The organism is Photorhabdus sp. RM96S, assembly GCF_042879335.1.
Lineage (GTDB): Bacteria > Pseudomonadota > Gammaproteobacteria > Enterobacterales > Enterobacteriaceae > Photorhabdus > Photorhabdus kayaii.
This window is the reverse complement of sequence record NZ_JBHFKT010000009.1, coordinates 65,595-90,659: the sequence shown is the minus strand read 5'-3', so window position 1 is coordinate 90,659 and position 25,065 is coordinate 65,595. Positions and strand designations below refer to the sequence as shown.

Genomic DNA, 25,065 nt, shown 5'->3' with positions numbered 1-25,065 from the left:
CAATCCTCTTAATTTAAGGAGAGCAAAGTGTTTAAGACGTTATTTTCCAAATTAATCGTACTGACAGTCCTATCAGCTCCTGCGTTGCTATTAAGTCAAATTGTACAGGCCAAGCCAGTATTAACGGTCTATACCTATGATTCTTTTGCCACTGAATGGGGACCCGGACCCGCAATTAAAAAAGCGTTTGAAGCTGAATGTCACTGTGAACTGAAACTGGTTGCTCTGGAAGACGGTGTTTCCTTGCTCAATCGCCTAAGAATGGAGGGCAAGCGTACTGCTGCCGATATTATTCTTGGGTTGGATAACAACTTGATTCAAGCAGCCCAACAAACGGGGCTGTTTACCGAAAGTCAAGTGGATACCAGCAAACTGACACTGCCGGTGTCATGGAATAACAAGGTATTCATTCCTTATGACTATGGCTATTTTGCCTTCATTTACAACAAAAAGACTTTACCAAACCCGCCAAAAAGCATGGATGAGCTAATCAACAGCCACAATAACTGGAAAGTGATCTACCAAGATCCTCGCACCAGCACACCGGGGCAAGGTTTGCTGTTATGGATGCAGAAAATTTACGGTGATGATGCCCCACAAGCCTGGCAAAAACTGGCAAAGAAAACGCTGACCGTTACCAAGGGCTGGAGCGAAGCTTATGGTCTGTTCCTCAAAGGAGAAGGCGATTTAGTGCTGAGTTACACCACTTCACCGGGTTACCACCTGTTATCTGAGAAGAATGACAATTACGCTGCGGCTACATTCAGTGAAGGTCATTACCTTCAAATCGAAGTGGCCGCACAACTGGCCTCCAGCAAGCAACCGGAACTTGCCCAGAAATTTATGCAGTTTATGCTGACTCCAACTTTCCAACAGGAAATTCCAACCACCAACTGGATGTATCCGGTCATTGATATCCCACTCCCGGAAGTATATTTGCAGCTTTCCATACCCGCAAAATCTCTTCAATATCGCGCGGAAGAAGTCGCAAAATACCGTAACCAATGGATTCGTACATGGCAAAGCGCTGTCAGCCGCTGATAGCCGGATGGCTGTTACCGGGGGCGATTGCCGCCGGTTTTTTACTGTTGGTCGCCTTACTGGCATTCGGAACGCTCTGGTTTAATTCACCTGCAAGTGACTGGCATTTATTGATAGAAGATCGCTATTTGTGGCACGTGGTACGCTTCACATTCTGGCAAGCCTTTTTATCAGCACTATTTTCTGTTATTCCGGCTATTTTTCTTTCCAGGGCACTCTATCGCCGTCATTTTCCAGGCCGAACCCTCTTTCTGCGCCTGTGCGCTATGACGCTGGTTTTGCCCGTGCTAGTCGCTCTATTCGGCATTCTGACGGTTTATGGCAGAGCCGGCTGGCTGGCTCAGTTCTGCCAATGGATCGACATCGATTACCATTTCATCCCTTACGGTTTACCAGGCATTTTGCTGGCACATATTTTCTTTAATATGCCACTGGCAACACGGCTTTTACTGCAATCGCTGGAAAACATTGCAGTGGAACAACGGCAATTAGCGGCGCAGCTAGGTATGAATGAATGGCAACATTTCCGTTTTGTTGAATGGCCTTATCTACGCCGCCAGATCCTGCCCACTGGCGCACTGATTTTTATGCTCTGTTTCGCCAGTTTTGCTACTGTGCTGGCGTTAGGTGGAGGACCTGCTGCAACAACTGTCGAACTGGCAATCTATCAAGCGTTAAGCTATGACTACGATCTTAACCGTGCCGCGTTACTGGCGTTAATTCAGATTACCTGCTGCCTTGGCCTTGTGCTCCTCAGTCAGAAACTTAGCAGCGCTCTATCTGTCGGCTACAGCAACCAACAGCAATGGCGTAATCCACAGGATACTTTGTTGAGAAAAATCTGCGACAGCCTGTTAATTATCACAGCATTATTACTACTCGTGCCACCATTGCTGGCGGTTGTCGTGGATGGCCTTAACAGCGGGTTGCTTAACGTATTGCGCCAGCCTGCATTGTGGCAAGCATTTATCACCTCAGCGGTGATTGCTTTAGGCGCGGGGTTATTATGTGTTTTATTCACTATGATGCTGCTGTGGAGCAGCCGTGAGCTGTACCTGCGTTATTCTCCTCACTGGGGACAAGCAATGGAGATGAGTGGTTTGTTAATCCTCTCTATGCCAGGCATTGTATTGGCAACAGGATTCTTTCTGTTGCTCAATGATACCGTCGGCCTGCCCCGTTCACCCTACGGTTTGGTGATTTTAACCAACGCACTGATGGCAATTCCCTATGCACTGAAAGTTCTGGATAATCCAATGAAAGATCTGGCGGCTCGCTATAATCCACTGTGTCGCTCCCTGAATATTCAAGGTATTAACCGACTGCGCTGGATTGAACTAAAAGCACTAAAAGTTCCGCTGGCACAAGCGCTGGCCTTTGCTTGTGTCCTTTCCATTGGAGATTTTGGCGTTGTCGCGCTGTTTGGTAATGAAGATTTCCGTACCCTGCCCTTCTACCTCTATCAGCAAATTGGGGCTTATCGTAGTCAGGATGGCGCGATCACTGCTTTATTGCTGTTATTGTTATGTTTTATGCTGTTTAGTTTACTTGAACGCTTACCGAGACCACGTAATGCTCAAACTTGAAAATCTGACTTACCGCTATGAACATCTGGTGATGCGCTTTGACTTGCAAATTCAGGCCGGAGAACGTATCGCAATCCTAGGCCCTAGTGGGGCGGGTAAAAGTACACTCCTGAACTTAATCGCCGGCTTTCAAACAGCAGAAAAAGGCTCCCTATGGCTGAACGGGGAAAATCATACCAGTACGTCACCTGCTCAACGCCCGGTTTCCATGTTATTTCAAGAAAATAATCTCTTCTCTCATTTGACAATTGAGCAAAATATCGGGCTAGGTTTACATCCCGGATTACGCCTTAATAGCATGCAGAAACAGACACTACAGCAAATAGTCTCTCAAGTTTCGTTGGAAAATTGTCTAACACGTCTGCCAGCTCAACTTTCTGGTGGACAACGGCAGCGGGCAGCATTAGCTCGTTGCCTAGTACGCCAGCAACCGATTTTATTACTTGATGAGCCCTTTTCAGCCCTAGATCCGGCACTGCGTAATGAAATGCTGGTATTACTGGAACAAGTTTGCCATGAACGCCAACTTACATTACTGATGGTTTCCCATAATCTGGATGATGCCGCTCGTATAGCTGATCGCGCTTTATTAATTGTTGATGGCAATATTCATTATGACGGTTCAACAAATGCACTGGTTGCCGGTACTGTTTCTGAAGCTGCTATTTTGGGGAGGAAAGTCGCTTCTATTTAAGTGTTATTAATGTCATCGCTATCAAAATAAACGGGAACAGGATATATACCCGTCATCTTTCAAGTTGCCTCTTTGTTGGCTGCACTCGTTCACCCCGGTCACATAGTTATCCATGCTCCCGGGGATTCACTCCCTTGCCGTCGCGATGCATCTTGAAATCCATAGGATATAGCTTAGTATTTCGATTATTTCCTTCTGTGACCAAAGTCTATATTTTAAAAATAAAACTGGGCAATATAAATCTTTTTTGTTATAAGTGTTTTTTATGTGTTAATTTTCCATAAAGGATTTAATAATGTCTAATTTGATTTATGCGACCATAAAAGGAAAGAACCAAGGGTTAATTTCAGCAGGCTGTTCTACTTTTGATTCTATTGGTAATAAATATCAAGAGAACCACAGGGATCAAATACTAGTTTACTCCGCTACACATTCTTTAACTCGAATACAACATGTAAGCCATCATCCTTTTAATATCATAAAACCCATCGATAAATCCTCTCCTTTACTTGGACTAGCAATTTCAAACAACGAAGAACTTCATATCCTGTTAGATTTTTATAGAACTTCATCAGAAGGTGCTCAAGAAAAGTTTTATTCAATAGAATTAACAAAAGCAAAAATAAATGCTTTTAATACTAATTACCCCCACTCTTTAACTCATGCAGAAAATCAGCCAGAAGAGAGTATCTCTGTCATTTATCAAAATATAACGTGGAGTCATCACATTGCTGGTACTTCTGCTTATAGCATCAGAGATGATGAGGTTTATTAAGAATGAATAAATTGCGTGACAGGGTATTAAGTAATAATTTTTGTACATATAACCCAAGTTCCAGGCCATCTTTTAGGCGATGGGATGAACTTGATCTTGTTATGTGGCAAGTCGATAAACATCTTCTAAGAAACAAAAATAGATATATAGACAGTTATAAAGATGCATACGTTAAATATAATCAGCAACTTATTTTAAAATATTCTCATTTAGAACAAATACCAACGAATCTTTTGGCTGCTGTTTCTAGAATAGAAGCAGGCGGTAAACCGGATATGTGGAAATTAAATACTATTGCAATGAGGCAATGGAACGAGCAGGTTTTTAATATTAATAAAACTCGCCATAAAGGTTCAAATGAAACCTCTACTGGTATAGTTGCAATGCAGATAAGACATGTAGCCGATATGATGGGGTTTGATTCAAACACATTAACCACTAGGGATCAGTTAGAAATTGCAACTTGCCTACAACTTGATGAATTTAATATTAAAATGGTCGCTCGACATTTAAAATATTTAATTCTCTATGATTATCCTAATGCAGATACTAGAAACTTAACAAAAGAACAGTATATTATGGTGGGTTCTAGATATAATCGAGGAATAACAAGAAAAAAAGACGATTTTATTAAAGCAATTTACAAATCAAAAGAGCAAAGGACATTAGCTGAAGATGAATGGGTCTCATACGGAGAAGCTGTATATAATCGACTAGATCATATAGATAATTTATTAAATAGATAAAAATGAAAATAAAATTTACAGACATTATAACATTCGTAGTATTGTCATTCTTATCTTTTCTTATTATTAACGGATTTGCCTTTAATATTAAGGAGCCTTATTTCGATTTTGGTTATGTTGATTGTGAACTTTGGCAATATAAAGAAGGCGGCATTGATATAATAACTCCTTTATTTATTTTAACTCCGCTTCTCCCTTTTTATATTGCATGTTTCTACAAGTCATTCGTTTTATTTAAAAAAAACAAAGTCAGATCTGTGATTTACTTCGTTTTTTCCGCTGTCTTTGTTCTTTATTGGTTCTATACTTACTACGCTAGATTTATGTTTTATTGTTAGATAAGATAAGAAAAATAGCTCTGGTTAAGTTATGAAATATAAAAACCTATCTCAATAGGAATTATCCATAGTAGATTATCATCCATAACTCATCTCTGACGAATTTTCGTAAAATGGAACACTTTATTCCTACCCATAAAGCCAGCCACTCTCTCGAACGTTACCGGATGGGTTACTCGTCAGATAAGATCTATACCCGTCATCTTTCAAGTTGCCTCTTTGTTGGCTGCACTCACCCCGGTCACATAGTTATCTATGCTCCCGGGGATTCACTCCCTTGCCGCCGCGATGCATCTTGAAATCCATAGGGTATAAATATTCCCAAACAATTTTTCTACTAATAATAACCACATTTTAATAACCATGATTTTTAACAATTTAAATAAATAGTTATTTAGAGTATTAAATATTTAGGTTCGTCAGGCATGCCTGCGAATATTACTATTCTATATTCCACCGTACCTTATGCCGGCAATGCTTATATATTAGCTAGACAAATGGGTGGTGACCATGAGGCAATGGCATCTATTATCACATGGACTACGTTATTATCCATCATTACTGTAACTTTAATTCTTGGTAGTATGTAATTATATAAATACAATTAAGAATAAAGCTAGATAATATTAAAAACATATTACTAATAACGAATGAAATACGTTTTCTACGACTATACTCTTATAGATATATTCAATAATACCTGCCTATCTCATTAGAGCTATTTTATTTTCCATTCTTTGCAATAAAGAGATAGTTTCGGCAATGTTTCGATTATCATTTATGCGCTACATCACAATATAGTGAGATTAGGCAACTGTATAAATAACCATGATTTAATGCTATAATTGTATACTCTATGGATTTCAAGATGCATCGCGACGGCAAGGGAGCGAATCCCCGGGAGCATAGATAACTATGAAACCGGGGTGAGTGAGTGCAGCCAACAAAGAGGCAACTTGAAAGATGACGGATATAGTTATTTTCAACAAATATAAGCGCCTGCCTCTATATGCAACAGAACCATGCTGAACAAGGTTTTATACTGACACGCCATTGGCGGGATACTCCCTCGGGTATTGAGGTGGAATACTGGCTGGTGACAGATCAGGGGCCACGTCATATAAAAATTCTTCACCAACAAGCTGTTGCTTTTATCTTGCAAGCTAATATGCCGCAGGTGGAAAAAATTCTGGCGCAAGAGCGCAACTACCATCTCCGCCCACTTTCATTGAAAGATTTCAATCGCCAGCCTGTTGCCGCGCTTTATTGCCAGCAATATCGCCAATTACAACGGATTGAGAAAGTGCTACAGCAACAGGAAATTCAGGTTTATGAAGCAGATATCCGTCCACCAGACAGGTTTATGATGGAACGTTTTATCACTGCTCCCATCTGGTTCAGTCAGGCACCTAATGGTAGCTATCAGATAAAACCTAACCCGGCTTATCGCCCAACATTGAAATGGGTATCCTTGGATATTGAAACCAGCCAGCATGGAGAACTTTATTCCATTGGATTAGCAGGATGTGATCAGCAAAAAGTATTTATGCTTGGCCCTGCTAACGGTAATGAGCACCCGGTAAATTTTGATTTGGAATATGTAGCAAGTCGTCCGCAAATGCTGGAAAGACTCAACGAGTGGCTGGAAAAATATGACCCTGACGCCATTATTGGCTGGAACCTGATTCAGTTCGATCTGCGGATTTTACAAAAACATGCTGAACGTTACGGTGTTCCACTGAAATTTGGACGGGCCGGAGGGTTACTGGAGTGGCGGGAGCACGGCTTTAAACCGGGGCACTTTTTCGCTTCCACGGCCGGTCGGTTGATTATTGATGGTATTGAAGCACTGAAAACCGCTACCTGGAATTTTCCTTCTTTCAGTCTGGAATATGTCTCGCAAGAACTATTGGGCGAAGGCAAAGCCATTGATACACCCTATCAGCGTATGGATGAGATTGACCGCCGTTTCCAGCAAGATAAGCCCGCACTGGCACAATATAATCTGCAAGACTGTATTCTGGTAAACCAGATTTTCGATAAAACCCACTTAATGAAGTTCCTGTTGGAAAGGGCAACAGTTACCGGTCTCGCCGTAGATCGCAGTGGCGGTTCAGTCACCGCTTTCACCCATCTTTACATGCCAAAAATGCACCGCATCGGTTATGTTGCCCCAAATCCAGGCGGGAAGTCTGAAGATAACAGCCCCGGTGGTTTCGTGATGGATTCTCGCCCCGGCTTGTATGATTCAGTGCTAGTGCTGGATTATAAAAGTCTGTATCCCTCGATTATCCGCACTTTTCTTATCGATCCTGTCGGTATGGTGGAAGGTCTGGCACAGCCGGACAGCGAGCATGCGGTTCCCGGTTTTCGCAATGCCTTCTTTTCCCGTACTCAGCACTGTCTGCCTGATATCGTGACGCAAATCTGGCATGAACGTGACGCAGCAAAAAAACAGCATAACGCCTCATTGTCACAAGCATTGAAGATCATCATGAACGCTTTCTACGGCGTTCTTGGGGCAGAGGGCTGTCGTTTCTTCGACCCACGCCTGACGTCTTCCATTACTATGCGCGGCCACGAAATTATGCTCCAGACCAGAAAGCTGATTGAATCTCAAAACTATCAAGTTATCTACGGTGATACAGATTCTATCTTTATATGGCTGAAACAGGCGCATGAAGAAGAACTGGCTCTCAGTATCGGCAAAAAACTTGCGCGATTCGTTAACCAATGGTGGCAAAAACACCTGCAAGAACATTTTGGGCTTAAAAGCACCCTTGAGTTGGAATTTGAAACTCACTATCGCCGTTTTCTGATGCCAACCATCCGTGGGGCTGAACAAGGCAGTAAAAAGCGTTATGCCGGTCTGAGTGGTGACCGCATGGTCTATAAAGGTCTGGAAACAGTACGCACTGACTGGACACCTCTGGCGCAAAATTTCCAGAAGCAACTGTATTCACTGATTTTTCATGAACAGCCTTATCAAGAGTTTATCCGTGGTTATGTTACCAGTACCCTAAAAGGAAAATTTGATGATAAACTAATCTACCGTAAAAGGTTGGGCCGTAAGTTGTCTGACTATCAGCGCAATGTACCACCCCATGTGAGGGCAGCAAGGCTGGCAGATGAATACAATCTGCAACATAACCGGCCCTTGCAGTACCAAAATGGGGGGTGGATAAGCTATGTCATGACACAATCCGGGCCGGAACCACTGGAAAATCTGCATTCATCACCAGACTATGATCACTATATCAATAAGCAACTTCAGCCTATCGCTGATGCTATCCTGCCGTTTTTACAGGATGATTTTATAACTTTACTCACCGGACAGATGGTAATGCCTTTTGGCTAATTACTATTTGGCTAATTACTATTTTTTGCAGGTGACGACCGGCTTTGCTTCCATTAACATATCGCCCCTTTGACGAGTGATAAGGGGATTGACGGGGTGTCTTGTTGTCTACCCATTATCTCCGTTAGATCAAATAAAAAGCTGTCGTCCTCCACCTATGAATAACATTATCTAACAGAAACTGAGTTAAAATTTATGCCATTTACCCTCGGTCAACGCTGGATCAGCGATACAGAAAGCGAACTTGGATTAGGAACCGTTGTTGCACTGGACGCACGAATGGTCACTTTGCTCTTTCCTGCCAGCGGTGAAAACCGCCTCTATGCACGCAATGATTCTCCTATTACCCGTGTTATGTTTAACTCGGGGGATGTTGTCACCAGCCATGAAGGCTGGCAACTCAAAGTAGATGAAATCCAACAAGAAAATGGCCTGCTGATTTATACAGGCACACGACTTGATACTCTGGAAGAAAATATCAGTCTGCGCGAAGTGTTCCTTGACAGTAAACTTACCTTCAACAAACCACAGGATCGCCTGTTTGCTGGTCAGATTGACCGTATGGACCGCTTTGCCTTACGTTTTCGCGCCCGTAAATACCAAAGCGAACAATTTAAACTGGCTGAAAGTGGTTTGCGGGGTATCCGCGCAAGCTTGATCCCTCATCAACTTCACATCGCAAATGAAGTCGGCAAGCGCTACGCACCAAGAGTTCTATTGGCCGATGAAGTCGGTTTGGGTAAAACCATCGAAGCCGGGATGATCATCCACCAGCAATTGCTGGCCGGTCGTGCTGAACGTGTTCTGGTGATTGTGCCGGATAGCCTTCAACATCAATGGTTGGTAGAAATGCTGCGCCGTTTCAATCTGCGCTTTGCCCTGTTTGACGATAGCCGCTATATCGAAGCACGGCACGACAGTGACAATCCATTTGAAACAGAACAATTGGTACTCTGTTCACTGGATTTTGCCCGCCGTAATAAACAGCGTTTTGAGCATATGCTTGAAGCCAGCTGGGATTTGATGGTGGTGGACGAAGCTCACCATCTGGCCTGGAGCGAGGATACACCTAGCCGTGAATATCAGGTTGTCGAACAATTAGCTGAACAGATCCCAAGTGTACTGCTATTGACTGCAACACCAGAGCAGCTAGGACAGGAAAGTCATTTTGCCCGTCTACGCCTACTTGATCCAAACCGTTTCCACGATTATCAGACTTTTATCGACGAACAACAAAAATATCGTCCAGTTGCCGATGCTGTCACACTGCTGTTATCAGGTGAACAACTTAATAATAATCAATTAAACCTAATGGGTGAGTTGATTAGTGAGCAGGATATTGAGCCTCTGTTGAAAGCCGCCAATAGTAATAGCGATGAAAGTGAAACTGCACGACGTGAACTGATTTCCATGCTGATGGATCGCCACGGCACCAGTCGTATTCTGTTCCGTAATACCCGTAATGGTGTGAAAGGCTTCCCCCATCGGGAATTGCACCAGATAAAGTTGCCTCTGCCATCCCAATATCAGACCGCCATTAAAGTCTCCGATATTATGGGCGCTAAAAAATCGCTGGAAGCACGCGCATGGGATATGCTCTACCCAGAACAAATTTATCAAGAGTTTGAAGGCGAAAACGCTACCTGGTGGAACTTTGATCCCCGCGTAGAATGGCTACTCGGTTTTCTGATGGCAAATCGCCATGAAAAAGTGCTGGTAATTTGTGCGAAAGCAACCACCGCTCTGCAATTGGAACAGGTACTACGTGAGCGAGAAGGGATTCGTGGTGCTGTTTTCCATGAAGGTCTATCACTGATTGAACGTGATCGCGCCGCAGCCTATTTTGCTTCCGAAGAAGAAGGAGCTCAAGTATTACTATGCTCCGAAATTGGCTCAGAAGGCCGCAACTTCCAATTCGCCAACCAATTAGTGATGTTCGATTTACCATTCAATCCGGATTTACTAGAACAACGTATCGGACGTCTGGATCGTATCGGCCAAAGCCGTGATATCCAAATTAGTGTGCCTTATCTGGAAAATACCGCCCAAGCAGTCCTGATTCGCTGGTATCACGAAGGTTTGGATGCATTCGAGCATACCTGCCCAACGGGTCGTACTATTTACGATCACTATTATGAAACTCTGCTGAACTATCTTGCCAAACCCAATAACCAGGAGCAGGAAAAATTTGGTGAATTTATTGATCAGTGCCGTCAGCAACATGAGCAACTCAAACAGCAACTGGAGCAAGGCCGTGACCGGCTGCTGGAAATGAACTCCAATGGCGGCGAGCATGGTTTGCGGCTGGCAGAAAAAATTTCAGAGTATGACAATGATACTGATTTGGTGAACTTCTCTCTCAATCTATTTGATATCGTTGGTATCAATCAGGAAGATCGCAATGACAATATGATAGTACTGACACCATCCGATCATATGCTGGTCCCAGATTTTCCTGGATTACCAAAAGATGGTTGTACTATCACTTTTGATCGTGAACAGTCACTGTCCCGTGAAGATGCCCAGTTTATCAGTTGGGAGCACCCAATTATCCGTAATGGGTTGGATCTGATCCTTTCCGGTGATACAGGTAGCTGTGCGGTATCCCTTTTGAAAAATAAAGCATTACCTGTTGGAACTCTGCTGGTAGAGCTGATCTATGTAGTTGAAGCACAAGCCCCTAAACGCCTGCAATTGACCCGCTTCCTTCCACCAACGCCATTGCGGATACTGATGGACCTAAAAGGCAATAATCTGGCGGGTCAAGTGGAGTTTGAAAGCTTTAACCGCCAGCTTAATGCAGTGAATCGTCATACTGCAAGTAAACTGGTCAATGCGGTACAAAAAGAAGTTCACGCTATTTTGCAACAGGCCGAAGGTTTAGTAGAAACTCAGGCAAAATCATTGATTGAACAAGCAAAACAGGAAGCAGATGAAAATCTTGCTGCTGAACTTTCCCGTTTGGAAGCATTGAAGGCGGTCAATCCAAATATTCGTGATGATGAATTGGAATCCATTGAAACCAATCGCCAACAGTCACTGCTTAACTTAAATCAGGCAAGTTGGCGTCTGGATGCTATTCGCCTTGTTGTCGTTACACACCAGTAAATATTAGCAATACCTGGAGGCTGGTCCGGGATAGGGTAACCTTTACTAAGAACCCTATTCCCGCGCCTCCCCTGATATTCAGCTACCGGAGCCTTAATGGAAGCTTATAATCCTCCTACCGATCCTTGGTTACATGTGCTCTATCAGGATCAATATATCATTGTGGTCAATAAACCCAGTGGGCTACTTTCTGTTCCCGGTCGGGCAGAAGAACATAAAGACAGCATTATGACGCGGATACAACAACAGTTTCCAGCGGCAGAATCTGTTCATCGGCTGGATATGGCAACCAGCGGCGTAATGGTAGTTGCACTGACCAAAGATGCAGAGCGTGAACTGAAACGTCAGTTCCGTGAACGAGAACCGGAAAAAACCTATATTGCGCGGGTTTGGGGACGTCTGGAACCAGAAACGGGTCTTGTCGATTTACCGCTGATTTGTGACTGGCCGAACCGGCCAAAGCAGAAAGTGTGTTTTGAAACCGGGAAATCAGCCCAGACTGAATACGAAGTACTCGCTTACGAAGATGAGGCAACTCGCATAAAACTCTCACCGATAACGGGTCGTTCACATCAGCTCAGGGTGCATATGCTAGCACTTGAACACCCTATTTTGGGAGACCGGTTTTACGCTCATCAGCAGGCAAGAGCAATGGCACCTCGCCTGCAATTACATGCACAAGAATTATATATCACACATCCGGTCTATGGAACGCCAATGCATTTTCAGTGTAAAGCCGATTTTTAATTAATAGACAAATACGGTAACCGAATCCAATGAAGCCAATATCAGACACAAGGCCAAGCCACAGCAAGCCAAAAGAACACGGATATTTGCCATTTTTTGCATTCCTCTCTAAGTTAAAACAAAATAAAACATAAAATATTCTAATATTTTAGAGGAATAAAAAATAAACTCAACAGCCGTAGGGGATATTATTCCCCTATACATTTAGTGACATGTTTTTAAAAATAAAAAATGGGTTATTTAAAACCCTTCTCTTTTTTAATGAGATCATAGGCAGCCTGAATTGACTGGGCCTTTTGTTTAGCAATCTCCATCATTTCCGGTGGTAAACCTTTTGCTACCAGCTTATCCGGATGGTGTTCACTCATCAATCTACGATAGGCACGTTTAATTGTCGTCGCATCATCCTTTTCACGCACCCCCAACACCTTACAGGCGTCCGCGAGTGTTGGCCCCTGCGCAGCCTTCTGATAATCGCCATACTGCCGTTGCTGCCACTCTCCTCCATCACCGAAATTGCGGCCACCTTCCATCATGGCAAGGAATTGTTCGAATTGGTTACGAGAGATCCCAAGTTCATCAGCAATAATAAACAGCACCGTCCTCTCGTTCGGATGCAATTGACCATCAGAAAATGCCGCCTGTAACTGGATCTCCAAAAACATGCGAATTAAGTCAGACCGGCCAAAACAGGCACGACGCAATTGTCTTAGTGTCTCACGCAAAGGAAAATTAGACTCTTTACCTTCACGAAAAGCCTGCTGTGCTGCAATCCTAGCTTGCCCGTGAAGTTGCATTCGTTCCATTAACTGGCTCGCAAGCCGGATATCTGTTTCAGTCACCCGCCCTTTTGATTTAGTAATATGGCCCATCACCTGAAAAGTACTGCTGAAAAATAGCAGTTGGCGAGACTGATTATTTGCAAAAAAACCTTGGTTTCTCCGTACACTGGCCCTATCAAGCATATGGCCAATAAATAGGCCAATGACAATACCCCAGAAGCCTGCTCCAGACACAACACCAAAGATCAGCCCAAGCAATTTTCCCCAATAATGCATATACTCCTCAATTCACCAATGCTCTGAGTGTAGTTTTGCATTATCATACTATTCATTCAGCTCTGTGCCTAACGGCAAGATATACCCTATGGATTTCAAGATGCATCGCGACGGCAAAGGAGCGAATCCCCGGGAGCATAGGTAACTATGTGACCGGGGTGAGTGAGTGCAGCCAACAAAGAGGCAACTTGAAAGATGACGGGTATAAGTAAAGGTATGACTTTACACTGGCGTATATTCATCGAGTACGCTAGTCTCTTGAGGTTTGCCCGGCATAATGCCACTGATGACGGAACCGCATAAATATCTATGAAGAAATGTTATCCAACTTTGCTGGCCACAACGGTATGGGCCGCACTTTATGGTCAGCATGCACATGCTGATCTCGCAGCGCAGTGTATGCTGGGGATACCTGTTTATGATCAGCCAATCATTAATGGCGATTTAAATCAACTTCCTATCAATATTCTGGCAGATGATTCACGCGCAGGTTATCCGCGTTCTGCTAAATTTATCGGTAATGTTAATATTAAACAGGGTAATAAAACCCTGACCGCCGATCAGGTACAACTTGATCAAACAGAAGATAAAGTTCCGTTAAGAACCGTAACTGCAACGGGCAATGTCCATTATGATGATCCCCTGATTATTCTGAAAGGTCCACGCGCTTGGTCTAATTTAAATAATAAAGATACCGATATGTATCAAGGTGATTATCAGATGGTCGGGCGTCAAGGACGCGGCACCGCAGACAAAATGAAACTGCGTGGTGAAAACCGTTATGCCATTCTGGATAACGGTACTTTTACTTCCTGCCTGCCGGGTAATAATAGCTGGAGCGTTGTCGGCTCCGAAGTCATTCTTGATCGCGAAGAAGAAGTGGCAGAAATATGGAATGCCCGTTTCAGAGTGGCTAACGTTCCCGTATTTTACAGTCCGTATCTTCAATTACCGATCGGTAATAAACGCCGTTCCGGTTTTCTTATTCCTAACGCCAGCTATTCCAAAAATGACGGCTTTGAATTTCTGCTGCCTTATTATTGGAATATTGCACCAAATTATGATGCCACGATTACACCGCACTATATCAGTAAACGTGGTTTAAAACTGGATAATGAATTCCGTTACTTGACCAAAGCAGGCACAGGAACCCTTGCTCTCGACTGGCTGAATAACGACGAACAGTATGTCAAAGACAAAAAGGCAAACACACGTACCGCCAGAGAAAGTGATAATCGCTGGTTATTTTATTGGAGACACAGTGGTGTGATGGATAGGGTATGGCGTTTTAATATCGACTATACCAAAGTCAGTGATCCCGAATATTTTTCTGATTTCAGCTCTCAATATGGTTCCACCACCGATGGCTATGCCACACAAAAATTCAGTCTGGGCTATGCTCAACAAAACTGGAATGCCACGCTATCAACTAAACAGTTCCAAATTTTTTCTAAAGATACCAGTAGAAAAGCTTACAGAGCAGAACCTCAGTTAGATTTGAATTATTACAAAAACGATCTGGGGCCATTTGACCTTAAAGTTTATGGTCAGGCGGCGAAATTTACCAGTGTAGGTAAAAATAACCCGGAAGCAACCCGCTGGCATCTGGAACCCTCCATTAACCTGCCACTCTCCAATGGCTGGGCCAGTATGAATAATGAAGTTAAGCTGATGGCGACTCACTATCAGCAGGATATTCCCAAAGCTACCGAGAATGCTGAATATAAAGAATCTGTTAACCGGGTTCTGCCACAGTTCAAAAGCGAAGCCAAAATGGTATTTGAGCGTTCAACGTATCTGAACAACAATTACACCCAAACGCTAGAACCGCAGGTTCAGTATCTGTATGTGCCATACAAAGACCAAGATAATATCAATAACTTCGACTCATCTTTACTGCAAACTGACTACAGCGGCCTGTTCCGTGACCGCTTTTATGGTGGCCTGGACCGTATTTCATCGGCCAATCAAGTGACTACCGGTCTCACTACCCGTATTTATGATGAAGGTTTGGTTGAACGTTTTAACCTGTCATTAGGTCAAATCTATTACTTTGAACGTCCACGCACCGGTAAAGAAACCATCATCAACAGTAAAGATAGTACCGGCATGATGACCTGGGCAGGTGATACTTACTGGAAAATTAATGATTCCTGGGGCTTGAAAGGGGGTATGCAGTACGATACTCGCCTGAGTAGCGTAACGATGGGAAATGCAGTACTAGAATATCGCCGTGATGAAGACCGACTTGTACAGTTGAACTATCGTTTTGTTGACAGAGATTATATCCAAGCTACAGCTAAGAGTGCTCCGGCTTTCCAGCAAGGGATTTCTCAAGTTGGTCTGGTTGCAAGTTGGCCGTTAAGTGATCGCTGGGGTTTAGTAGGTGCTTACTATTACGATACTAAAGAACAGCAACCAGCAAGTCAGTTAGTGGGTTTGCAGTACAACACTTGTTGCTGGGCAATTAACGTTGGCTATGAACGTAAGATCGTTGGTTGGAAAGACAACAATAGCGAATATGACAACAAATGGTCATTTAACTTTGAACTTCGTGGCTTAAGTAACAATCATAGTTTGGGTAGCAAAAAAATGTTGCAGTCTGGCATCATGCCATACCAACGTGCATTCTGATGCTATACCCTATGGATTTCATTTTGATATTAAACATGATAAATCCGCTATTGCGGAACCTACATATGATGGGAAAAGTATGAAGAACTGGAGAACTCTCATTTTCGGATTGATGTTTTCAGTGAGTACTGCCTTAGCTGCGCCTCAGCAAATGGATAAAATTGCTGCAGTCGTTAATAACGGGGTGGTACTGGAGAGCGACATCAATAACCGCTTACAATCTGTCAAACTGGATGCGCAACATGCTGGCCAGCAAATACCAGATGAACAAACGCTACGTCATCAGATCCTTGAGCGTCTGATTATAGATAATATCCTGCTACAAATGGCAAAACAGATGGGGATCACCATTCCTGATCAAGCATTGGATTCTACAATTGCCAATATTGCAGCCCAGAACCACATCACAGTGGATCAAATGAAACATCGCATTGCTGCTGACGGAATGAGTTTCGATACTTACCGTGATCAGATCCGTAAAGAGATGCTGATAGCAGAAGTGCGCAATAATGAAGTCCGCCGTCGTGTCACCATTTTGCCTCAAGAGATCGATGCCTTAGTTAAACAAATTAGCAGCCAGAATACTAACGATACTGAACTGAATATCAGTCACATTCTGATCCCATTGCCAGAAAATCCTGATCAGGCACAAATGGAAAAAGCCATGACGGTAGTGCAGAAAATTATGTCTGAACTTAAACATGGTGTTGATTTCGGTAAATTGGCTATCGCCTATTCTGCCGATCCACAAGCGCTGAAAGGCGGTAATATGGGTTGGAGTAGGCTTCAGGAGTTACCAACTCTGTTTGCTGAACAACTGCAATTAGCTCAGAAAGGTGCCGTTGTTGGCCCAATTCGTTCCGGTGTTGGCTTCCATATTCTCAAAGTTAATGACATCCGTGGCGGTAATCCAACCATCGCCGTCACTGAAGTTCATGCCCGCCATATTCTATTAAGAACTTCTCCTGTCATGACCGATGATCAAGCGCGTACCAAGTTGCAGCAAATCGCCAGTGATATTCGCAGTGGAAAAACTGATTTTGCCGATGCCGCCAAAGAGTTTTCAGATGATCCAGGCTCCGCCCTGCGTGGTGGTGATCTCGGCTGGACTACCCCTGATATCTACGATCCTGCTTTCCGTGACGCATTAATGCGACTGAACAAAGGTGAAATCAGCCAGCCAGTTCACTCATCTTTTGGTTGGCATCTGATCCAACTGCTGGACACTCACAAAGTTGATAAAACAGATGTCGCTCAGAAAGATCGTGCTTACCGTATGTTGTTCAACCGTAAATTCACCGAAGAAGCACAAAGCTGGATGCAGGAACAACGCGCCTCAGCTTATGTGAAAATTTTAGATGGCAGCGATGCACAACAATAAACCGATTGTTATTACCCCCGGCGAGCCTGCCGGGATTGGGCCTGATTTAACAGTGGCTCTTGCTCAACAAAGTTGGCCAATGCAATTGGTCGCTTGCGCAGACCCCAACCTGCTTCTCGACAGAGCCAGACAACTTAATTTACCTTTGCAACTACAAGAATATTCTGCTGACAAAACCCCCGAACCACAGGCTGCCGGGACGTTGACAATACTGCCAGTTCCTCTTCATGTACCCGCAATCGCTGGCGAATTGAATCAAGAAAACGGTAGATATGTCACCGAAACACTGGCACAAGCTTGTGACGGTTGTTTAAACGGGGAATTTTCAGCATTAGTCACAGGGCCAGTTCATAAAGGGAATATCAATGATGCCGGCGTGCCTTTTATCGGCCATACTGAATTCTTTGCCGACCGCAGCGGATGCCAACGAGTCGTCATGATGCTTGCGACAGAAGAACTTCGGGTTGCCCTAGCAACCACGCATCTACCCATTGTTGATGTACCAAAGTCCATCACTTTCGATAGTCTGCGAGAAGTGATTACTATTCTTAACCATGACTTAAAAACAAAGTTTGGCCTGGCAAAACCCTGTATTTATGTTTGCGGTCTGAATCCTCATGCGGGAGAAGGCGGCCATATGGGACGGGAAGAGATTGATGTTATTATTCCTGCGTTAGCCAGTCTGAGAGCAGAAGGCATCGTGCTGGAAGGCCCTTTACCGGCAGATACTTTGTTTCAACCTAAATATCTTCAACATGCAGACGCCGTACTCTCGATGTATCACGACCAGGGATTACCCGTGTTAAAATACCAAGGTTTTGGCAGAGCAGTGAATATTACATTGGGCCTGCCGTTCATCCGGACTTCGGTCGATCATGGCACAGCACTGGAACTGGCCGGGACAGGTCAAGCTGATGTGGGAAGCTTTATCACCGCATTAAATTTAGCAATTAAAATGATACAAAACAGTAATGAATAACAGAGTCCACCAAGGGCACTTTGCCCGTAAACGTTTCGGGCAGAACTTCTTAACCGATCAATTTGTCATTGATAGTATTGTTGCCGCTATCAATCCACAACCCGGCCAAGCAGTGTTAGAAATTGGCCCCGGTCTTGGTGCATTGACAGAACCGGTCGGCGAACGTATGGATAAAATGACCGTGGTTGAACTCGACCGCGATTTAGCCGCACGTCTACAAGTTCATCCACAATTAAAAGATAAACTGACCATCATCCAGCAAGACGCCATGACGGTTAATTTTGGCGAATTGTCTCAGCAAAGAGGGAAGCCGCTACGCGTCTTTGGTAATTTACCTTATAATATTTCCACGCCGTTAATGTTCCACCTTTTCAGCTATACTGATGCTATTGATGATATGCATTTTATGTTACAAAAAGAGGTGGTAAACCGTCTGGTATCTGGCCCCGGAAGTAAAGCTTTCGGGCGTTTGAGTGTCATGGCCCAATATTATTGTCAGGTTATCCCTGTGCTGGAAGTACCGCCAACCGCGTTTACTCCCGCACCTAAAATCGATTCAGCCGTTGTACGTCTGATACCGCACAAAAGCATACCTCACCCCGTCAAAAATATTCGTATGCTGAGCCGGATCACGACTCAAGCTTTCAACCAACGGCGTAAAACTATCCGTAACAGCCTCGGTGATCTTTTTACTGTAGAGCAGCTAACAGAACTTGGTATCGATCCAAGCACTCGTGCAGAGAATATTTCTGTTGAGCAGTACTGTAAAATGGCAAACTGGCTATCAGAACAACCTGAAATGCAGTCATAACAGGAGTCAATTATGATTAATACGCCCAGGGTTTCTATTCAGGTACAAAGTGTTTATGTAGAAAGCCAATCGTGTCCCGATCAACAGCGTTTCGTTTTTGCCTATACAATTACTATTCGAAATCTTGGGCGTGAACTGGTTCAGTTAATTAATCGTTACTGGCTGATTACCAATAGCGATAGCCATCAAACGGAAGTTCAAGGGGAAGGTGTTGTTGGTGAGCAACCCATAATCCAGCCAGGTACCGAATACCGTTACACCAGCGGCGCGATATTGGAAACACCCTTGGGTACTATGGAAGGCCATTATGAAATGGTTGACCACAATGGCGAACCATTTCGCGTTGCCATTCCGGTTTTCCGTCTGGCTATCCCAACGCTAATTAATTGATTATGTCTACATATCTCATTGGTGATATTCATGGCTGCTACCGTGAATTACGTGCTTTATTAACGAATGCTAATTTTGATCCTAAAAAGGATACATTGTGGTTAACAGGGGATTTAGTTGCCCGAGGCCCAAACTCTCTTAAAGTTCTCCGATATGTTAAACAGTTAGGTTCAGCCGTAAGAATGGTATTAGGTAATCACGATCTCCATTTATTGGGCGTTTATGCCGGGATCAGCCGTAATAAACCTAAAGATAAAATTGATACGTTACTATCTGCACCAGATGCCGATGAATTAATTAATTGGCTACGTAAACAACCATTACTACAGTTCGATGATGATCTAAAACTGCTCATGACACATGCCGGTATTACGCCTCAATGGGATTTGGAAACAGCCAAAATGTGTGCCAGCGAAGTTGAAACCATGCTCAACAGTAGCTGTTACCCTCTGTTTCTCAATTCCATGTATGGGGATATGCCAAACAACTGGTCACCAGAACTCTCTGGGCTGGCACGTTTACGTTTCAGTACTAATGCATTGACACGTATGCGTTACTGTTTTCCAAATGGTCAGTTAGACATGTTGTGCAAAGATAAGCCCGAAAACGCGCCTGCGCCGCTAAGACCTTGGTTTGAACTGGAACGTCAGATCCCATCAGAGTATGCCATCGTTTTTGGTCACTGGGCATCATTGGAAGGCCAGGGAACACCCGAAAGGTTTTATGCATTAGATACAGGCTGTTGTTGGGGAGGACAACTGACGATGTTGCGTTGGGAAGATAAGCAATATTTTACACAATCATCGTTACCGGCAGTAAAACAGCATTAAGCCAGACACGCCGTGAAAAAAGCTCATCGGCGTGTTCTATCAATTAGAGACGACGTTGCAAAATCTCAAAACAGTAGCTGTGAGAATTTAATTCATCGGCATCATGGTACTCAGTAAATACAGAATCCCATTCATCCGGTTCATAGTCAGGAAAATGTGTATCACCTATCACTTCTGCATCGATGTGAGTCAGGTACATACGACTCGCTCGTGAAATAAATTGGCCATAAACTTTACCACCACCCATGACCATAACCTCTTCTGCATCACCTGCTACAGCCAGTGCTTCATCAACTGAACTGACCCAAGTTACACGCTCGTCATTACCCAGCTGACTACTCAATACAATATTGAGTCGGCCGGGTAACGGGCGACCTATGGATTCATAAGTCACCCTCCCCATAATAACGGGTTTATTCAATGTATTACGTTTAAACCAGGCTAGATCCCCCGGTAGATTCCACGGCATTTTATTCTCCATGCCGATAACCCGATCCATAGCTAAAGCAGCGATCAAGCTGATATTCATTAAGCCACCTTAATAGGCAAATAGTATAAAAATTGATGACACTATACGGAAAGGGATGTACCCAGTCGATAGGCTCAACGCTTTCTTAAGTACAAAAGATTAATTTATACTTGGTTTATTACTTAAGACATTTATTGATCAAAATAATAACAAAGCTAATATTAACCATAGGGTACATTATGCTGGAAACATCACTAGTCGTCATCATTATCTCAACGTTGGGTATGCTCTCTCCCGGCCCCGATTTCTTTCTGGTAGTCAAAAATGCCATACGTTATCAACGTTCTGCCGCCATGATAACAGTTGCGGGCTTAATCGCCGCTATCACTTGTCATATGGCTTACTGTGTCGCCGGGTTGGCTATTGTTATCACCACAACGCCGTGGCTATTTAATCTGATGAAATATGCCGGAGCGGCTTATCTTATTTGGATCGGGATCAATAGCTTGCTTTCTCGCGGAGGCAATAGCATTCTCCTAGACAATCAGCCACGACAGATTATCACTTTCAAAAAAGCGTTTATGCAGGGGTTTTTATGTAATTTGCTCAATCCCAAAGCAACGTTATTCTTCCTGGCAATATTTACTCAGTTGCTAAATATCAATTCTGGTGTTAACGAAAAATTGTGGTATGCCTCTATTATCTGGGGATTGTCGGTCATCTATTGGCCACTGTTAGTCATATTGATCCAAAGCACACCGGTACGCCGCAGATTAGCTAAGGCTCAGAAGATCATCGATAAACTACTTGGCATTGTTTTGATTGGTTTAGGTGTCAAAGTGGCACTGGGATAAATAAATCATAACCCCAGCCACTGCTGGGGTCTGGTCAGAGACTAACTATTAATCATCGCATGCATTTCCTGTACAGAAATCACCTGCTCAGTTGGATCGGCACTCAGTGCCATTGTTGTAGCAAATCCACCATTTAATGTGGTGTCATAATGCACTTTATATTGCAGTGCACTACGGCGAATAAGTTTGGAATCCTCAATCGCCTGACGACCCGCAGTCGTGTTTACAATATAGCTATATTCACCATTTTTGGTTCTATCCTGAATATGCGGACGCCCTTCGTGAACTTTATTCACCAGACGAGGGTTAATCCCCGCTTCACCTAGCACAACCGCAGTACCGTGAGTCGCATCCAGTTCAAAGCCCTGTTTCAGCAACTTAGCGGCCAAATCCACAACCCGGCCTTTATCACCTTCACGCACGGACAAAAGTGCTCTACCATTTTGCGGCATTCTGGCGTTACATCCCAATAGTGCCTTTGAGAAAGCTTCGGCAAATGTACGCCCAACCCCCATCACTTCTCCAGTTGACCGCATTTCAGGCCCAAGAATCGGATCCACACCAGGGAATTTGTTGAAAGGCAATACAACTTCTTTCACTGAATAGTATGGTGGAATGATCTCCTGAGTTGCATCTTGCTCAACCAGAGATTGACCAACCATCACACGAGCCGCAACTTTCGCCAGTGGTAAACCGGTCGCTTTAGAAACAAATGGCACAGTACGAGCCGCACGCGGATTGACTTCAATCAGATAAACTTCGTCATTCTTGACAGCAAACTGGACATTCATCAAGCCACGTACACCCAATTCAAACGCCAGTTCTTCTACCTGCTGACGCATGACATCCTGGATTTCCTGACTTAGGGTGTAAGCAGGCAGTGAACAAGCTGAGTCGCCGGAATGCACACCGGCCTGTTCAATATGTTCCATAATGCCGCCGATTAATACACGCTCACCATCACAGATAGCGTCAACATCCACTTCTACTGCATCATCAAGGAAACAATCAAGCAATACTGGGGCATCATTAGAGACATTGACCGCCGTCTGGAAGTAACGACGTAGGTCAACTTCGTCATATACGATTTCCATCGCACGGCCACCCAAAACATAGGATGGACGAACCACCAACGGATAACCCAGAATATTTGCCTTCTCAACTGCCCGTTCTATCGTGGTCACTGTGGCATTTTCGGGTTGTTTCAGGCCGAGGCGATTTACCGCCTGTTTGAAACGTTCACGGTCTTCCGCACGATCAATCGCATCCGGGCTGGTACCAATAATGGGAACACCGGCAATTTCCAGTTCACGAGCTAATTTCAGCGGAGTCTGCCCACCATATTGAACAATCACCCCTTTTGGCTGCTCAACACGCACAATCTCAAGAACATCTTCCAAAGTCACCGGTTCGAAATAGAGACGGTCCGAAGTATCGTAATCTGTTGAAACGGTTTCCGGGTTACAGTTCACCATGATGGTTTCATACCCATCTTCACGCAGTGCCAAGGCCGCATGAACACAACAATAGTCGAATTCAATCCCCTGCCCAATACGATTAGGGCCACCACCCAATACCATGATTTTTGGCTTGTCACTATTCGGATTAGCCTCACACTCATCTTCATAAGTGGAATACATGTATGCAGTATCAGTGGCAAATTCTGCCGCACAGGTATCAACTCGCTTGTAAACCGGATACAGATTATATTTGTGGCGCAGTTTGCGGATCTCTTTTTCGGCCACACCGACCAGTTTCGCCAAACGTGCATCAGCAAAACCTTTACGCTTCAGATGGCGCAGGAAGTCGGCCGTCAAGCTGTTAATGCCCTGCTCTGCTACTTGCTCTTCCAATCGCACGAGTTCTTCAATTTGCACTAAGAACCAGCGATCAATATCAGTCAGGTTAAAAACACCATCAACAGACATACCCGCACGGAAAGCATCCGCGATATACCAGATACGCTCAGCACCTGCATCTTTTAATTCGCGACGAATTTTAGTCAATGCTTCTGGATCATCTAAACTGACTTTCGGGTCAAAACCGGTTGCCCCCACTTCCAAACCACGCAATGCTTTTTGCAGAGATTCTTGCTGAGTGCGACCAATCGCCATCACCTCACCAACAGATTTCATCTGGGTTGTCAGACGATCATTGGCTCCAGCAAATTTCTCGAAATTAAAGCGAGGAACTTTAGTCACTACGTAGTCGATAGAAGGTTCAAAGGAAGCTGGCGTGCGACCACCAGTGATATCATTCATCAATTCATCAAGGGTATAGCCCACAGCCAATTTAGCGGCAATTTTAGCGATCGGGAAACCTGTCGCTTTCGAAGCCAGCGCAGAAGAGCGAGAAACGCGTGGATTCATTTCGATGATAACTAAACGGCCATTTTTTGGGTTCACCGCAAACTGTACGTTAGATCCCCCAGTTTCTACACCGATTTCACGCAATACCGCCATCGAAGCGTTACGCATGATTTGATACTCTTTATCCGTCAGCGTTTGCGCCGGGGCGACCGTGATGGAATCACCGGTGTGAATCCCCATTGCATCAAAGTTTTCAATAGAGCAGACGATAATGCAGTTATCGTTTTTATCCCGCACAACTTCCATTTCATACTCTTTCCAACCAATCAGAGATTCATCAATCAAGAGTTCGTTGGTTGGTGAAAGATCCAGGCCACGCTCACAAATTTCCTCGAATTCTTCGCGGTTATAGGCAATACCACCACCGCTTCCGCCCATAGTAAAGGAAGGACGGATAATACAAGGAAAACCGACTTGATCAGCAACTGCCAGCGCTTCTTCCATTGAATGAGCGATACCAGAACGCGGAGTTTCCAAGCCAATCTTTTTCATTGCTATATCGAAACGGCGGCGATCTTCCGCTTTGTCAATCGCATCTGCGGTAGCGCCAATCATGGTAACGCCAAACTCTTCCAGTACTCCCTGACGCTCTAGTTCTAGCGCACAGTTGAGTGCAGTTTGTCCGCCCATTGTTGGCAGAATCGCATCGGGACGCTCTTTTTCAATGATTTTACGTACCACTTCCCAGTGGATCGGCTCAATGTAAGTGGCATCGGCCATTTCTGGATCAGTCATAATAGTAGCAGGGTTCGAGTTCACCAGAACGACACGATAACCTTCTTCCCGTAACGCTTTACAAGCTTGTGCTCCTGAGTAGTCGAATTCACAAGCCTGACCAATAACAATTGGACCAGCTCCCAGGATCAGGATACTTTTAATATCAGTACGTTTTGCCAT

General features: G+C 44.1%; 21 protein-coding genes. 18 read left to right on the top strand and 3 right to left on the bottom strand.

Going from position 1 to position 25,065, the window contains the following annotated elements; all coding sequences use genetic code 11:
* Positions 1-54: 54 nt before the first annotated feature.
* The 10 genes from thiB to rluA all read left to right on the top strand — a co-directional run bounded on the left by thiB (position 55) and on the right by rluA (position 12,393).
* A complete protein-coding gene (gene thiB / locus ACGF49_RS07710) occupies positions 55-1,041 on the top strand; it encodes a thiamine ABC transporter substrate binding subunit (protein WP_387490450.1) in 987 nt (328 codons plus the stop codon).
* Positions 1,017-2,627 carry a thiamine/thiamine pyrophosphate ABC transporter permease ThiP gene (gene thiP, locus ACGF49_RS07705; protein WP_262977642.1) on the top strand — a complete coding sequence of 537 codons (1,611 nt, stop codon included), beginning with the start codon at positions 1,017-1,019 and terminating at the stop codon, positions 2,625-2,627. Before thiB ends, thiP begins: the two co-directional genes overlap by 25 nt.
* Positions 2,614-3,321, top strand: a complete 708-nt coding sequence (thiQ, locus tag ACGF49_RS07700; RefSeq protein WP_113041547.1) for a thiamine ABC transporter ATP-binding protein ThiQ — start codon at positions 2,614-2,616, stop codon at positions 3,319-3,321. Before thiP ends, thiQ begins: the two co-directional genes overlap by 14 nt.
* 295 nt (positions 3,322-3,616) lie before the next feature.
* Positions 3,617-4,096 (top strand): Hcp family type VI secretion system effector, encoded by a 480-nt coding sequence (locus tag ACGF49_RS07695; RefSeq protein ID WP_113041546.1) that lies wholly within the window; start codon positions 3,617-3,619, stop codon positions 4,094-4,096.
* A gap of 2 nt (positions 4,097-4,098) precedes the next feature.
* Complete coding sequence (locus ACGF49_RS07690; RefSeq protein ID WP_387490410.1) at positions 4,099-4,842, top strand: hypothetical protein; 744 nt, start codon at positions 4,099-4,101, stop codon at positions 4,840-4,842.
* Positions 4,843-5,293: 451 nt separating this feature from the next.
* The gene (locus ACGF49_RS07685) at positions 5,294-5,479 is read left to right on the top strand and encodes a hypothetical protein (RefSeq protein WP_229015745.1); all 186 of its coding nucleotides are present in this window, start codon (positions 5,294-5,296) and stop codon (positions 5,477-5,479) included.
* Positions 5,480-6,025: 546 nt separating this feature from the next.
* Positions 6,026-6,175 carry a hypothetical protein gene (locus tag ACGF49_RS07680; RefSeq protein ID WP_228899896.1) on the top strand — a complete coding sequence of 50 codons (150 nt, stop codon included), beginning with the start codon at positions 6,026-6,028 and terminating at the stop codon, positions 6,173-6,175.
* Between the two features lie 14 nt (positions 6,176-6,189).
* Positions 6,190-8,538 carry a DNA polymerase II gene (locus tag ACGF49_RS07675; protein ID WP_387490406.1) on the top strand — a complete coding sequence of 783 codons (2,349 nt, stop codon included), beginning with the start codon at positions 6,190-6,192 and terminating at the stop codon, positions 8,536-8,538.
* A gap of 195 nt (positions 8,539-8,733) precedes the next feature.
* Entirely contained in the window at positions 8,734-11,646 is a 2,913-nt protein-coding gene (gene rapA / locus ACGF49_RS07670) for an RNA polymerase-associated protein RapA (protein WP_387490403.1), read from the top strand.
* Between the two features lie 96 nt (positions 11,647-11,742).
* On the top strand, positions 11,743-12,393 hold the full coding sequence (rluA, locus tag ACGF49_RS07665) for a bifunctional tRNA pseudouridine(32) synthase/23S rRNA pseudouridine(746) synthase RluA (RefSeq protein ID WP_112876462.1): 651 nt from the start codon (positions 11,743-11,745) through the stop codon (positions 12,391-12,393).
* Positions 12,394-12,629: 236 nt separating this feature from the next.
* Here the strand turns inward: rluA and djlA are convergent, their stop codons facing one another.
* Positions 12,630-13,451, bottom strand: coding sequence for a co-chaperone DjlA (djlA, locus tag ACGF49_RS07660; RefSeq protein ID WP_228899890.1), 822 nt, complete (start codon positions 13,449-13,451; stop codon positions 12,630-12,632).
* A gap of 35 nt (positions 13,452-13,486) precedes the next feature.
* Here djlA and ACGF49_RS07655 point away from each other — a divergent pair, with 35 nt between their 5' ends.
* From ACGF49_RS07655 to apaH, 7 genes are all read left to right on the top strand, one after another.
* Positions 13,487-13,663 carry a hypothetical protein gene (locus ACGF49_RS07655; RefSeq protein WP_158536511.1) on the top strand — a complete coding sequence of 59 codons (177 nt, stop codon included), beginning with the start codon at positions 13,487-13,489 and terminating at the stop codon, positions 13,661-13,663.
* A gap of 97 nt (positions 13,664-13,760) precedes the next feature.
* The gene (gene lptD, locus ACGF49_RS07650) at positions 13,761-16,085 is read left to right on the top strand and encodes an LPS assembly protein LptD (protein WP_113041540.1); all 2,325 of its coding nucleotides are present in this window, start codon (positions 13,761-13,763) and stop codon (positions 16,083-16,085) included.
* A 79-nt stretch (positions 16,086-16,164) separates the two neighbouring features.
* A complete protein-coding gene (gene surA, locus ACGF49_RS07645) occupies positions 16,165-17,466 on the top strand; it encodes a peptidylprolyl isomerase SurA (protein ID WP_113041588.1) in 1,302 nt (433 codons plus the stop codon).
* Positions 17,453-18,445 carry a 4-hydroxythreonine-4-phosphate dehydrogenase PdxA gene (gene pdxA, locus ACGF49_RS07640; RefSeq protein WP_191214786.1) on the top strand — a complete coding sequence of 331 codons (993 nt, stop codon included), beginning with the start codon at positions 17,453-17,455 and terminating at the stop codon, positions 18,443-18,445. Before surA ends, pdxA begins: the two co-directional genes overlap by 14 nt.
* Positions 18,438-19,256, top strand: coding sequence for a 16S rRNA (adenine(1518)-N(6)/adenine(1519)-N(6))-dimethyltransferase RsmA (gene rsmA, locus ACGF49_RS07635; RefSeq protein ID WP_113041538.1), 819 nt, complete (start codon positions 18,438-18,440; stop codon positions 19,254-19,256). Before pdxA ends, rsmA begins: the two co-directional genes overlap by 8 nt.
* 12 nt (positions 19,257-19,268) lie before the next feature.
* Positions 19,269-19,646, top strand: a complete 378-nt coding sequence (gene apaG / locus ACGF49_RS07630) for a Co2+/Mg2+ efflux protein ApaG (protein WP_113041537.1) — start codon at positions 19,269-19,271, stop codon at positions 19,644-19,646.
* Between the two features lie 2 nt (positions 19,647-19,648).
* On the top strand, positions 19,649-20,476 hold the full coding sequence (apaH, locus tag ACGF49_RS07625) for a bis(5'-nucleosyl)-tetraphosphatase (symmetrical) ApaH (protein ID WP_112876455.1): 828 nt from the start codon (positions 19,649-19,651) through the stop codon (positions 20,474-20,476).
* A 43-nt stretch (positions 20,477-20,519) separates the two neighbouring features.
* On the opposite strand, the gene folA is transcribed toward apaH, so the two are convergent.
* Positions 20,520-21,005 (bottom strand): type 3 dihydrofolate reductase, encoded by a 486-nt coding sequence (gene folA, locus ACGF49_RS07620; protein WP_113041536.1) that lies wholly within the window; start codon positions 21,003-21,005, stop codon positions 20,520-20,522.
* A gap of 179 nt (positions 21,006-21,184) precedes the next feature.
* Between folA and ACGF49_RS07615 the strand changes: the two genes are divergently transcribed.
* On the top strand, positions 21,185-21,799 hold the full coding sequence (locus tag ACGF49_RS07615; RefSeq protein WP_113041535.1) for a LysE family translocator: 615 nt from the start codon (positions 21,185-21,187) through the stop codon (positions 21,797-21,799).
* A 41-nt stretch (positions 21,800-21,840) separates the two neighbouring features.
* On the opposite strand, the gene carB is transcribed toward ACGF49_RS07615, so the two are convergent.
* Positions 21,841-25,065, bottom strand: a complete 3,225-nt coding sequence (carB, locus tag ACGF49_RS07610; RefSeq protein ID WP_112894955.1) for a carbamoyl-phosphate synthase large subunit — start codon at positions 25,063-25,065, stop codon at positions 21,841-21,843.